We start from the raw sequence: 12,947 nt of genomic DNA, 5'->3' as shown, positions 1-12,947 counted from the left end.
AAAAATGGTCTCAGAGATTATAGGGGAAATGTTGAAACTCGCGATAGCAGTAACGCTGGTGTCAGTGCTCTCAATAGCAGTATATGGAAATATGCCTGATGAAAGGGTACCTTATGTTGAGATCGAGATAACCAATGTAACGTCTTCCTCGGCCGATATAAGGCATGTTGGTGGCGATCCGGTACATTCCATCGATATGAAGATCCTGATATCCAATGCCAGTGGGGCATACCCGGAAATAAAGCTGAATGATAGAAACTCCGTATGGAAGATGAACTGGACTTCTGGTGAATGGGAAAATGATTCCTATATGGAATACTGGAAGTTCGGTGATACGCTTCATTTGAGTACCAACCTTACGAACATAACAGAAATTTCTGTAGTACACCCCAGAGCAGTTCTTGCAACAGCAGAGGTGAGTCCGGTATGGTAATTGCTTTGTTCCGTGACCGTCAGGCAATAACAGCGGTAGTGTCAGTACTTCTTGTTCTGGTAGTTCTCACAACCTTTGTTACGGCGATACGTGCTTATTATATTCCTGCTCTTGCTGCAGAGCACGAGATCGATCATATGCAGGAGGTTCACAAAAGCTTCACTGAATTTGCTGCCAAAGCATGTTCAGATACTCCAAGTGCCCTTGTCCACATTCCTCTTGGAGATGGTGGCTTGCCTTTCTATTCATCACTTTCTTCAAGCGGGATCATCACTCTGGATCCGGGTGGCAGTAGTATCAATATATCTCTGGGAAACATCTCTGAGATAAGTAAGGATGTTGATGGTGTTACTACCATCTACAATATCACCAATGTCTCGTCCTTAAGGATGTGGACCAATGATCTGGAACCAGGTGAGTATAGCGTATTTATCAATAATAATACTGAGAACAGGACTTCAATATTTGTATCTCAAAATGGTGCTCTGGTAACAAATACGTTTGCAAATAATTCATCCCTTGGTAATATTACATTACGGTCCGGGATTCCGGGTGACTCACTGATACTTGGAAACACATTTGGTATGGATCTTTTGAACATGCACCAATCTGATTTTCCCGTGATTCTAAACAATACTTACAATGACCCTGATTCTTTACCTTTCTCTTTGACTTTTAATGGGTCTTTCCAGGTAACTTACAAACCTGTGAATGAAACATTGAACATAAGTACGGGATATTTCAAATACAGGGCATCCAATAATTATTGGATCGATCAGGAACTGATCTTTGAGAACGGTGCAGTTATGCTGAAACAAGGCCGCAATTCGGAGATAAGATCCTGTCCCTTCATGTCCTTTGAGAACAATGATTCTTTACTGCATATGTCTGTCTTTAATATTACCGGAAAAAAGTCCAGTCTCAGCGGAAATGGGAACTCGATCGTCACTCTTCGGGTTGTTGGTAGTGAGGATTACGTTTATTCCAATGTCAGCAACATAAGTATGGATATAAGTTCAGATCAGGCCGATGCATGGAAAAAATACCTGATCTTAATGACCAATGATACAAGGGTAGAGAACAACACGGTTTCTTCTTCTTCTTCTTCTTTCCAGAATAAAACGGTATGGATAACAACAAGGGAGGTTGAGGTGATTCTTCCCTGATATTCACTAATCCTGAATTGCTTTTAGCGATCTTTCAGGATTTGTAGCCATGTATTGGGAAGGATTTGTTCAATTGTTCTAAACCTGGATCTCATATCCGGTCGAGTTTTTCTTTTTCTTTTTTCATTGAACCAGTGCTTGAATTTAGGTTCTGGATCACATGGTTGAATTTGTAGGCCATATCTTCCACCAATCGTTGGCAATGATTCGGTTATTTTTGATTTGGTGTTGCTTGTAGCTCCTCCTCAAACGGCCATAACGTTGATTTTTAGTATAAATGAACAAATTAACTTACTTGATCCGGGTCCAATCTTTCTATCTGTTGACCTGTTCTAGGTGCTTGAACAAATGAGGTACAATAGTCTGTTCTATCCTGAAGAGTCCGTGGACGAAGCTCGGGCTAGGATTATTATCTTGTTAGAAAAAGCGATATAAAAATGTACGTACGTAAAAATAAAAAAGATTCAAAAGGAGACTCGATCGTCTCCTTTCGATTGCTTTCGCTTAGTCTCTTCTGCGTATGAGGTACATACCAACAATGACAATAGCGCATGTTCCAAGCACGCCATCCATCATAGGAACGTTCCTGGCATTTTCTTCATTGTCCTCGGTCTCAGATCCAACACTTGGAGTTGTTGTTTCTGAATCGACAGATGTGGTACTTTCCTCTTCATCCTGTGCTTGCACTTCTTCTTCTTCTTCTTCAGTATCTGTAATTTCAGTAGTGCTGGTGATGATATTGGCTCTTGAACCGCTGCTATCACCTGAGGAACGTGGTCTAGTTGTTGGCTCTGGCTCTTCTACTACTGGAGTTGGTGCAATTGCTGCGTAGATGGAGAAGTGAGTTACATGTGTGACCCAGCATTCTTCGCCATCAATTATCTCGATTGAAGTGTCGAGTTCTTCCCAACTGTCTGATGTTGCATTGTAATAATGGATCTTGACATCAGTTTTAGTTATTCCATCAGGCAGAGGGTTGAATGTGCTTATTGGTATTGCGATCATGGCATCTGTCATATTACCTGCAAGATTGTCATCAAGTTCTACGTTTATGAAGTGCAATCCTACATATTCATCTGTCAAATTTGCCATTGGATTCGTACTTTCTGTTACGATAATGCTAGCATTGGTGACGTTTGCGGCACTGAATTTAATAGATGTGCCATGTGTACTGCTATTGAATAATGCAGTTCCATTTACAAACTCGACTGTTTCTACAAAGGCTGTAGAACTACTTGAACCAATGTTGCCTGCAGCATCAGTACCAGTTACATTGACATTGAATGTGCTTTCATCTTCAAGCAGGAATGATCCTGTCCACATAAGATCGCCATTAGGAGCAATCACTATTGGATTGGAATTAACATTTACTTCTAATTCTGTAACGTTTTCAGAAGATGTTACATCAATCATTCCATGAGTGCTATTGTGGGTGAAAGTTGAATAGATCACAGGTGCAATTGTGTCAAGTACGATCTGTGTTGTCTCAGTAGCTGTGTTGCCTGTGGTGTCAGTAGCAACAACTGTGATCGTGTTCATTCCTTCTTCAAGTGTCAATTCTGCTGAGTATGTGCCATCTCCAATTGTAGCGTTTATGCCATTTACTGTGATCTGGTCAAGGTGCTTTTCTACAAAAGTGCCTGTGATCGTTGTATTGGCCACATTTGTTGGAGTTGCAACTTCCTCGATAGTTACCTCAGGGGCAATGTCATCAATGATCTCGAGTGTGTCCTGAACTTCATAGGACCAATGTCCGATATCGTTCTGTACCTTGAAGTAAATGGTGTGTGTTCCGATCGAAAGATCTGATGTGCTGAAATTAGCAGAGGTGCTTAACGGGCCATCAATGCTGGATGTCCAGTTGTAGCCTACAACAGCCCCATCATCATCCACTCCGGTTCCGTTGAATGTGACCTCCTCGCCTTCAGCAGCCGGGTTCGGTGTGATCGAGATCAGCGTTGCTACAGGGGATATTTTGTCAATAACATTGATCGTAACGGTGGCCTTTACATCCCATTCGTTCATCTCGGATACGAAAGGATCCCAACTTATGACTTCGCTACTTGTGAGGATAAGCTCAACAACATCGCCATGTTCAACGACAGCTTCTGCCAATCCATCCGTAGCAAAAGCACCGTTCAAATAGAATTGCCAGAAGTTACTTTCGTTATCCCAATCAGATGCATGCCCGTCAATTGAAACAATCATATTAGAATCATCAAAGCCAATGGTCATGCCGGTTGCATTAAGTGCACCAAGGGCGGTTCTTTCATCCGGATAAAGTGAAACTGTACCACTGTAGACTTCAACCGTATCTCTGGAAACAGTGATCAGGTCTTCTTTTGTCTCAGTAATTTCTCCATATGAATTGTTTGCCTTAAGGGAAACCGTGTAAACCCCTGGGTTTGTGAATTCATACACAGGGTTTTGTTCCGTTGAGTCAATCTCGCCGTCGTTGTTAAAATCCCATACCCATGTATCCGTATTTATTGAGAGGTCGGTGAACTGGACGGTCAAAGATTCGAGTCCTGATGTAGCATTTGCCTCAAAGTCAGCTGCTGGAAGGGGTGGTGTTGGTCCTGTTACGGTTAGTTGTGTCTGTCCGGTCGTGGCTATTGGAGTTATTTCATAACCGGATGCAGCTCCTGTGAGCGTGTAGGTTCCGCCGAATGTTGATTCCGGTATCTCCAGTTGGTATGTAATGCTACGGGTAAATCCTGCTGGGTACTGCGAAGCCCATATCCATTCGGATGTGTTGGATTTGAATTCAGCTATGTAATCATTTTGCCAGGAAACCGTCCAGCCATCCGGAACATCTGCTTGATATGTTAGTGCTTTTAGATTAGTGTTCATTGTCATCTGAACAGTCACATCAATTGTGTCACCAGGACTGGCTGTGGTCTCAGAAAGTGTTTGTGTTGCTGTTATCTCATCTCCAGCTGCTGCTGCCGGAATGGATAATATCATCAGTGTTAATAAGATTATACTTATTTTATTAAAAAACACTTTTGTTCTTGTTATATTCATATGTTCTCACCTATTTAGATAATGTTTTTAATTTTGAATGGTTACTGTTGTCTTCTATATATATAACTATTTTGAAAAAAGATCTCATATGTCATTATAAAAACAATATATTCATAAGTATTATGGATAACAATGAGGCTCTGGAATCAAATAAAATTTACTGTCATTATACATGAAATCTTAATTGCATTCTTTCAGGTTACATGCCGCAAAACTCTAAATTTTAGATGAGATCCTCAGTGAACACAAATATATTCGATAAGTTAGTAGCATCTGTGGAGTTGACAATGTGATAGGTGTATCATCCTTTGCTTTTCATGAGCTTCCACTTTCGGAAGCACTTGAAAAGATCGAACCGATGGCAAATTGTGCAGAGATCTTCTCTGAAGGTGCACATGACCTCTTCCGCGAGGAAGAACTTGCATACTCTTATAACATGAAGTATACTGTCCACGCCCCAAGCACTGATATGAACCTCTCCAGCCTGAGAGAACCAATACGCCTTGCAGCTATCAGTCTGGTCAAAGAGATGGCTGACATATGCAATGAGCTGGATTCTGATGTTCTGGTTGTTCATCCCGGATATTTTTCCTATCCTGTGGATATGATACATGCACAGAGGGCATTTGAAAGATCAATTCTTGACCTTGAGGGTATATCAAAGGATACAGGTGTCAGGATCTGTATCGAGAACATGCCAAAATGGGATTGTTTTTTACTTAGACACCCTGAACTTGATCTTGGAAGTAATGGCTTTACTCTGGATGTTGGGCATGCGAACACATTGGGCAACCTTAACAATTTCCTGGATATGGGAGAATCGATCTCGCATTTTCACCTGCACGATAATAATGGGGAAATTGATGACCATTTCTTTATTGGTGGGGGCAATATTGATTTTTCATCCTTTTCAGGGTTGCTTAACAAAAGTAAGGCAATTAAAATCATAGAGAATAAGTGTGAAGAGGATGTGCTCAAAAGTCTGGGGGCACTTGGAAGAATGGGTATAAAATGAAATTCTGCTTCATGGGGATAACGAAAATATGTTAAGAGTTAACGGCGTGACAACAAGTTTATATATGATAAAACTCCCTTTAAACTTATGAGTCAGTTAGATAATAAAGTCTTCCATGCCCTGGGAAGCGATACACGTGTCAGGATGCTTGAATTGCTTGATGAGGGGGAGAAGCACATATCTGAACTTGCCAGAATGTTGGGTATTTCTGTGCCTGTGGCTGCAAAGCACGTTAAGATATTAGAAGAGGCTGACCTTGTTGAGCGAAAGATCTTCGGGAAAACTCACGTGTTGAAGCCAAACCGGGAGAATATTTACCTTGCTATGAATGTGTTTGCACCTACAAAATCAATAGAGGTAGAAAAAGGTACAACGTTACTTGACGCTCTTCGTGGAGTTGCAGCTATCAAAGTCCAGAAGAAAGGCGATCGAGAAGTTATTGTTTCTACAGATGGTGAAGAAGGTCTTTACGTCTATGAGATAAACGGCGAGTTCTCGGAAAAATCTGTTAAGAACTGTGTTCTTGATGAAGATACGACAATAGAATGGAAGAAGCTGGAACCTGTCACAAAGATCAAGCTTGACATACATGTGAAGGAATGATCTTCTCTTTTTTTGAAAATAATACTTTCACTCCGCTTGGCTGGCGATTATATAGCTATGTTGCAATCTATCAATTGATGATTGCTGAACGAAGGAACGAACAACACCTGACATTATCGGAGAGGATGAAATTACTCTCCTCAGGAACTAAATATGACAGCTGCAACCAGAGTGCAGTCTGCCATGCGTTCGGTCCCGATGGAAGATGCATACAACTTTATAAGACATTATTATCAAATTCCTGTGCAGGAGAGTGTGCTTATTGCCCGAATCGCTGTGAAAGGGATACAATGAGGGCAACACTTGATCCTGAGGAGATCGCAAAGATCACCTGGTCCTTTTACAGAAGGAATGCTATCGAGGGTTTGTTCCTCTCTTCCGGCATAATGGGTGACGCCGAGCAGACATCACAGAAGCAGCTGGAAGTTGTTGAGCTTTTGAGAGGGCAGGGATTCAAAGGCTACATCAATATACGGGTGATGCCAGGCACTCCTAAGTACTTACTTGAGCAAATAGCTGAACATGCAAACAAGTTCGGTGTAAATGCAGAGACTACAAATTCAGTGAACTACTCAGAGATATGTCCGAATTTCGATTATAAGAACGATGTTCTCCAGAGACTCAAATGGACAAAGGACCTCATACAGAAGAAGAGGAAAGAGTATTCTGGGATGGGCAGGTTGGTTGGAGCCAATGATACACAGTTCGTAGTTGGTGCGGTGTCGGAATCTGACAAGGATATTGTGAGGACGGTTGATAAGTTCATGGACAAGTATGAGCTTAGAAGACCGTATTTTATGAGCTTTGATCCTGTTCCTGACACTCCGCTTGAGGACGGCAAGCCATCACCGAAATGGCGTGAACAGAGATTGTATCAGATGTCTTTCCTGCTGAAGGATTATGGGTTGAAGGCAAATGATTTTGATGATGTCTATGATGAACATGGCTTTCTTGGAAATTCTGATCCTAAAGTAATGCTCGCGCAATCACAACCTGATCTATTCCCGGTGGATATCAATTCTGCGGATATGTCCGATCTGCTTCTGGTACCCGGGATCGGCCCGATAAGTGCAAACCGGATCATACGTACACGTCCCATAGCCTCTGAGCAGGAGCTCGCGCGTATGGGTGTTGTTGTAACCCATGCACGACCATATATTTCGATAAACGGTTCCAGGCAGGCAAATCTGGCATCTTTCATGGGGGCATGTTCATGATAATAGCTTTTAATCCTACTGTGGATGGCGTCCTTCTTGCATGTTCCTGTTTCAGGGATGATCCCGATGCTGAACTGGTCTTTGCAAAGGATGTAGGGGAACTTGATCGTAAACTTCGTTTTTCAGGTTCGAATTGTCAGGTCCGGAGATTAGGTTTCACTCCTTGTGGAAGGGCTGAATCGCTTTCAAAAGAGATCTTTGGCAAGCGAAAAACACGAATGGCACGTTTCGATCCGAATCCCCTGCGTTATGTGGACCTTCTTCTTAGGCACAAGGACTGTGACCCGGTTGAGCTGGTACAATTGATCGTTTCATGCAATGGGGATACTGATCAGCTTTATTCCGGCAAGGGAAGGCTTGCAAAAAGGTACTACAATTACATGCGCGATGTGTCAAGGGCATATGAAAGACTATGCATGTTCTCACGGCCGGAGTTCAAAGGTGGGATATTATCTGTTGTGATCGATTCACCACACGATATAGGTGAGCTTTTCTGCAGTTGGCTGGCAAGGAAAAACCCCGATGTTCCTGTTGCTGTGATTGTGAATTCCACAGCATGGGTGGGCAATGGTGATCTCATAGGACTTGATCGCTTTGCAAAGATAACGGCAGCTTTTATTGAAAGTCTCCAGTCAACATCAGGATCAGATGATGTTGATGATCTGTGGGATGTCTATTATGACTCACAGATGATTGAATCACGTCGAAACATCGGTCTCGCAAAGAAGATGCAGCCAAAGTTCTCAGCTTCAATGAGCAAGATGGCGAAGAGGGATCGATACAAGGTCGAGAGAGGTATAGCAAATTGCAGGCTTGACAGTTTTGCATGACCGATGGACTACAAGGTGAAATTATGAAAGGTCTACAGGATATTCCGCGTATAGGAGAAAAGATGGCAAAGAGGTTTGAAGACCATTTTGGCAGTGAGAATGCTGCTCTTGAAGCCATTATGGGTGGGGATATTGCAGGTATATCCGAAGTAGAAGGTGTCGGTCAGCGTTATGCCATCTCCCTAGTACATGAGGTTCGGGCGCAGTTCGAAGGGGTTACCATGAATGATTTTCTAAAGACAAAAGAGGGTGTTGATATCTATGAACGTCTTCTTGATATCATTAAGCAGTTCAGTCATACAAAGTATGCAAAGGATAAGCTGCATGTCTATATTCCATATCCTGAAAGCAAAAGGGATAAGATAGAGGAAATACGCACAGCCACAGCAGGCTATATGGAAACAGCTCGTATAATGGGTGATAATCAGGATCTTGTTTCCCTTCTGTCCTGCATCAGAACCCTTGAATGCAAATGTGCAATTCCTAAAATACGCGATCGTGCCATACTTACGACCGACAGCAAACAGTATGAGGTCGCAAAGCAGATATATGGTGATCTGATGGACGTCCAGCTTGTCAGGGGGGGCGGGGAATTTGTGGATGTCGCAAGAGGTTATTCACATGTTTTAGCAGCAGATGACAAATGCATGGCTTTTGATCTCCCGGAAGACATTGATCCTGAGTTCATGACCGATATTCAGAAAGTTGATATGTGGTACATGGTGCCGGAACTTGAGATCGCATTCTTTGCAAAGAATCTCGGGTCACTGGAAAGCACTATACTAATGGCACAGATGTTGCGTACATCAGGGATCGGGTTTGTGGGGGAGGTCGGGGATGATCGCCTTGAGGACCTTAAAAGCACACTTTCTCTTATTGATGGTAGCGGAGATGTGAAAGCCGGTTCAGATGCTGCGATAGATCGCCTTGTTCTGATCTCGGATAAGGTAGATGAATGTGTTTCGGAAGTAATATCCGGTGCAAACGCGACTCTTAATTCATGTCTTGAACAAAGTAAACTTACTCTCAGTGGTCAGGATATGCTTCAGGTCATGAATGGTAAGATCGAGATAAAGGACCTGCTTGAAAAGGAGCTTTATCATTCCTATAATTCCGTTGTAAAGGACGCAAAGGAAAGACTTTCAAGCGAACTTCGTCTTGAGAAAGGTGAGCTATTGCTTCTGGAATCATTCTTCCCTGAAGATATCTCACATCCACTGGAAGTGCAGCAGGAACAGCTTTATGCCTTCAAGCAGCAGATAGCCAACCAGATTCAGAGGAAGAAAGTCCAGCACAAACGCAATATTGCAAAGGCACTTTCCATGTACCATGATATTGCACAAAAGATGGTGCGTGAAGCACTGGATTTCGATGTCGGTTTTTCTATAGGTTGTTTTGCCAGGGAGTTCGATCTCCAGATGCCGGAATTGATGGAAAGTTCCGGTATTGCCTTTGAAGATGCTACGAACCTTTTCATAAAAACACGGCATGGTTCTGTAGTTCCTATCGATTACTCAGTTGGTGGGACCACACGTGACCCCGATGGAAACCAGAGCGGTGTTGTGTTATTGAGTGGTGTGAATTCCGGTGGAAAGACCTCGATGCTCGAGCTGGTGGCACAATGCATAATTCTGGCTCATATGGGCTTCCCGACCCCTGCAAAATACCTTGAGGTCGGTCTTACAGAAGGTTTCTATTATTTTGGAAAATCCAAGGGAACACTGGATGCAGGTGCATTTGAAACTACTCTTGTTGATTTTTCGGTAGTTGCTAACAATTCTCCCAAGATCGTGCTTGCCGATGAACTTGAATCTATTACTGAGCCTGGTGCATCTGCAAAGATAATCGGTGGTATCCTTGAGGTCCTTTCAGAGAACAGCAATAGTATGTCTATATTCGTATCACATCTTTCGGAGCTTATTCTTGAGAATACTGAATGTCCTGTGCGGGTTGATGGAATTGAGGCTAGTGGTCTTGACAAGGACCTTAACTTGATCGTTGAGAGGACCCCGAGATATAATTATGTGGCAAAGAGCACACCTGAGCTCATAGTTGAAAGGCTATCAAGAAGATCTGATGGTATTGAACAGGAGTTCTATAGGAAACTAAAAGAAAAATTCCAGTAAGCCTCTGTTGCTTGGGGCTTACCTGGAAATTACATTTTGATAATTAAACTTTAAAGCACGCCTTTTGTGCTTTTGATACCTTCACCTTCGATTTTCACTGCACGTCGAAGTGCATAGGCGAAGGCTTTGAAAAGTGCCTCTATCTTGTGGTGGTCATTGTAGCCTGTAACAGTTGCATGCAGGTTCATTTTTGCATTTTCTGTCAGAGACTCAAAGAAATGCCTGACTAGCTGTGTATTCATCTCACCAACGCGTGGTGATTCGAATTCAGCATTTATCACAAGGTAAGTTCGACCGCCCAGATCAAGGACTACATCTGCCAGGGCTTCATCCATGGGTATGCGAGCTTCTCCGAACCTTGCGATCCCATTCTTATCACCGATCGCGTTTGCGATAGCCTGGCCCAGAACAATGGCAGTATCTTCTATGAGGTGGTGCTCATCAACTATCAGATCACCGGTTGCATCGACCTTCAGATCAAAATTTCCATGCCTTGCAAAGGATGTGAGCATATGATCAAAGAACCCGATACCTGTATTGATCTCTGATGACCCTGTGCCGTCCAGGTCAAGTTCTATCCGAATATCCGTCTCTTTCGTCTTTCGTGCGATCTTTGCATTTCTCATACTGTTCCTCTTGCCGATCTGTACTTAAACTTGATTAGTGATCGTATTTATTGCTTCCGTCAATGTGAACTTTTTCTTGTAGAGGGCACTTCCCACAACAACACCACTTGCTCCTGTATCTTTAAGGGTGACTATGTCCTCAAGTGTTGTAACCCCTCCAGATGCGATCACTGGTATATTGACGGCTTTTACGAGCTCTTCAGTAGGTTTTGGGTCAACTCCGCTCAAAAGTCCTTCTGTATCGATGTTCGTGAACAGTATGGTGCCAGCTCCCTTATCTTCGAACATTGATCCCATCTCCAATGCTGTGTGTTCGGATTCTTTTGTCCAGCCTTCGATTGAGATCTTCCCGTTCTTCGAATCAAGGGCAACATTAACACGGTCACTTCCAAATTCACTGGAAAGCCTGCTGATAAGTTCAGGATCTTTCAATGCAGCAGTACTGAGGATGACCCTATCAACACCGATCTCAAGTAATGCAGCAGCGTCCTCAAAGGAACGTATGCCTCCGCCTACCTGTATATAGATCCCCTGAGGCTTGCATTTTTCCACGATTTTCCTGATTATGGGTGCATTTGTGCGACTTCCTTCGATCGCACCGTCAAGGTCGATAAGGTGCAGTGTCTTTGCTCCCTGTGATACCCAATCAAGAGCAACTTGTACGGGGTCATCAAGGGAAATCATCTCGCTTCCGGGGACACCCTGGACAAGCTGGACACATTTTCCACCTTTCATATCAACTGCGGGGATAACTTCAAAGCTCATCTTGTAGCCTCATCAGGGTATCATTCTCTCAATAGGTACGACCAGTATGTCAAATGCACCTGCAGACTTGAGTCGGTTGATGGTGGCAAATATCATGTCGGCATCGACGACGGCATGTACTGCCATGATGTTCTTTTTAGATTCGACCTTCATAACCGTGGGGCCGGCAAGCCCTGGCAGCTCTTCCTTTACGCTTTCAAGTTTGTCAGAAGGCACGTTCATCATAAGGTACCTCTTTTGCTTGGCATGGAGAACGCTTTCAAGAGCTGTCTTGATGTGCTGGATCTTCTCTTCTGCTTCCAGTGTCTTATGGTTGGCTATGAGGTAGATCGATGAAGTAAATACTTTTTCGATCATCTTCAGGTGATTCATGGTGAGTGTGGTTCCGGAACTTGAAATGTCCACAATTGCATCCGCGATGCCGACATGTGGTGTCATTTCACAGGCGCCGCTAACTTTTATCACGTCAATATTAACCCCCATGTTCTCAAAGTATCTGGCTGTGATCCCGGGGAACTCAGTCGCTACTCGCATGCCTTCAAGGTCCTTTGAAGATGAGATCTCCGAATCTTCCGGTACAGCAAGTACAAGGTCTGCTCCTCCATATTTCAGATCAAGGAGTATCTCGACATCGGATTCTGTTTCTGAGATCAGGTCAAGTCCGGTTATGCCTACGTCTGCGGCACCATCCTGCACATATTCGGGGATGTCTGCAGCCCTTGCGAAGAGGAATGTAATTTCCGGATCTGTGGTCTTTGCAAACAGTTTTCTGTTAGATCCTCCGAGTACCGGAAGGCCTGCTTCCTTGAACAGTTCTACTGTGGGGTCGTGTAATCTTCCTTTGTTGGGTATTGCAATGCGTATCATTTGAAGTCCTTCTGAAGATCAGAACGATCTGTGTTTTGATGATCAATGATTAGTCTAACTTTTTTGGGAATTATGTTCTGAAATACATTTATCCTTTATAAGTATTGCATGGATGGTCCGAAGTTCCTTCCTTGTTTCTTTCATTTGTTATAATTCTTACACATGTGCAATGATATTACTATGAGTAATTAAATGAAACTTGGGTAGTAACAATTTTATATAATTTATTCATCTTATAGGCTAATTCCAAAGACCATTCAATTTATATGGAT

General features: G+C 43.0%; 11 protein-coding genes. 7 read left to right on the top strand and 4 right to left on the bottom strand.

Annotated elements, in window-relative coordinates; all coding sequences use genetic code 11:
- Positions 1 to 4: 4 nt before the first annotated feature.
- Positions 5 to 433: a type IV pilin N-terminal domain-containing protein gene (locus E7X57_RS00515; protein ID WP_135609465.1), complete on the top strand. Its 429-nt coding sequence runs from the start codon at positions 5 to 7 to the stop codon at positions 431 to 433.
- A complete protein-coding gene (locus tag E7X57_RS00510) occupies positions 427 to 1,599 on the top strand; it encodes a hypothetical protein (RefSeq protein ID WP_135609462.1) in 1,173 nt (390 codons plus the stop codon). The genes E7X57_RS00515 and E7X57_RS00510 overlap by 7 nt, the downstream gene beginning before the upstream one ends.
- A gap of 504 nt (positions 1,600 to 2,103) precedes the next feature.
- On the opposite strand, the gene E7X57_RS00505 is transcribed toward E7X57_RS00510, so the two are convergent.
- A complete protein-coding gene (locus E7X57_RS00505) occupies positions 2,104 to 4,566 on the bottom strand; it encodes a PKD domain-containing protein (protein ID WP_167880841.1) in 2,463 nt (820 codons plus the stop codon).
- A 349-nt stretch (positions 4,567 to 4,915) separates the two neighbouring features.
- On the opposite strand from E7X57_RS00505, the gene E7X57_RS00500 reads away from it, so the two are divergent.
- The 5 genes from E7X57_RS00500 (at position 4,916) to E7X57_RS00480 (ending at position 10,417) form a co-directional block, all read left to right on the top strand.
- Complete coding sequence (locus E7X57_RS00500; RefSeq protein WP_135609458.1) at positions 4,916 to 5,641, top strand: sugar phosphate isomerase/epimerase family protein; 726 nt, start codon at positions 4,916 to 4,918, stop codon at positions 5,639 to 5,641.
- 87 nt (positions 5,642 to 5,728) lie between these two features.
- The gene (locus E7X57_RS00495; protein ID WP_135609456.1) at positions 5,729 to 6,244 is read left to right on the top strand and encodes an ArsR family transcriptional regulator; all 516 of its coding nucleotides are present in this window, start codon (positions 5,729 to 5,731) and stop codon (positions 6,242 to 6,244) included.
- A gap of 77 nt (positions 6,245 to 6,321) precedes the next feature.
- A complete protein-coding gene (locus tag E7X57_RS00490) occupies positions 6,322 to 7,461 on the top strand; it encodes a helix-hairpin-helix domain-containing protein (protein ID WP_135609454.1) in 1,140 nt (379 codons plus the stop codon).
- Complete coding sequence (locus E7X57_RS00485) at positions 7,458 to 8,291, top strand: DUF4130 domain-containing protein (RefSeq protein WP_135609451.1); 834 nt, start codon at positions 7,458 to 7,460, stop codon at positions 8,289 to 8,291. The genes E7X57_RS00490 and E7X57_RS00485 overlap by 4 nt, the downstream gene beginning before the upstream one ends.
- A 23-nt stretch (positions 8,292 to 8,314) precedes the next feature.
- Complete coding sequence (locus tag E7X57_RS00480) at positions 8,315 to 10,417, top strand: endonuclease MutS2 (RefSeq protein ID WP_135609449.1); 2,103 nt, start codon at positions 8,315 to 8,317, stop codon at positions 10,415 to 10,417.
- 50 nt (positions 10,418 to 10,467) lie between these two features.
- Here the strand turns inward: E7X57_RS00480 and hisB are convergent, their stop codons facing one another.
- From hisB to hisG, 3 genes are read right to left on the bottom strand one after another with little or no spacing between them, the layout of a single operon-like run.
- Complete coding sequence (gene hisB / locus E7X57_RS00475; protein WP_135609447.1) at positions 10,468 to 11,043, bottom strand: imidazoleglycerol-phosphate dehydratase HisB; 576 nt, start codon at positions 11,041 to 11,043, stop codon at positions 10,468 to 10,470.
- Between the two features lie 24 nt (positions 11,044 to 11,067).
- A complete protein-coding gene (hisA, locus tag E7X57_RS00470; protein WP_135609445.1) occupies positions 11,068 to 11,808 on the bottom strand; it encodes a 1-(5-phosphoribosyl)-5-[(5-phosphoribosylamino)methylideneamino]imidazole-4-carboxamide isomerase in 741 nt (246 codons plus the stop codon).
- 12 nt (positions 11,809 to 11,820) lie between these two features.
- A complete protein-coding gene (gene hisG, locus E7X57_RS00465; RefSeq protein ID WP_135609443.1) occupies positions 11,821 to 12,675 on the bottom strand; it encodes an ATP phosphoribosyltransferase in 855 nt (284 codons plus the stop codon).
- Positions 12,676 to 12,947 lie beyond the last annotated feature (272 nt).

It is taken from the genome of Methanococcoides sp. AM1 (genome assembly GCF_900774055.1).
Taxonomy (GTDB): Archaea; Halobacteriota; Methanosarcinia; order Methanosarcinales; family Methanosarcinaceae; genus Methanococcoides.
This window is presented reverse-complemented; position numbering and strand designations above follow the sequence as displayed.

Coding starts and splice junctions, on each gene's coding strand:
- E7X57_RS00515 (WP_135609465.1), top strand. CDS start 5: ATGGTCTCAGAGATTATAGGGGAAATGTTGAAACTCGCGATAGCAGTA.
- E7X57_RS00510 (WP_135609462.1), top strand. CDS start 427: ATGGTAATTGCTTTGTTCCGTGACCGTCAGGCAATAACAGCGGTAGTG.
- E7X57_RS00505 (WP_167880841.1), bottom strand. CDS start 4,566: ATGATATTATCCATTCCGGCAGCAGCAGCTGGAGATGAGATAACAGCA.
- E7X57_RS00495 (WP_135609456.1), top strand. CDS start 5,729: ATGAGTCAGTTAGATAATAAAGTCTTCCATGCCCTGGGAAGCGATACA.
- E7X57_RS00490 (WP_135609454.1), top strand. CDS start 6,322: ATGATTGCTGAACGAAGGAACGAACAACACCTGACATTATCGGAGAGG.
- E7X57_RS00485 (WP_135609451.1), top strand. CDS start 7,458: ATGATAATAGCTTTTAATCCTACTGTGGATGGCGTCCTTCTTGCATGT.
- E7X57_RS00480 (WP_135609449.1), top strand. CDS start 8,315: ATGAAAGGTCTACAGGATATTCCGCGTATAGGAGAAAAGATGGCAAAG.
- hisB (WP_135609447.1), bottom strand. CDS start 11,043: ATGAGAAATGCAAAGATCGCACGAAAGACGAAAGAGACGGATATTCGG.
- hisA (WP_135609445.1), bottom strand. CDS start 11,808: ATGAGCTTTGAAGTTATCCCCGCAGTTGATATGAAAGGTGGAAAATGT.
- hisG (WP_135609443.1), bottom strand. CDS start 12,675: ATGATACGCATTGCAATACCCAACAAAGGAAGATTACACGACCCCACA.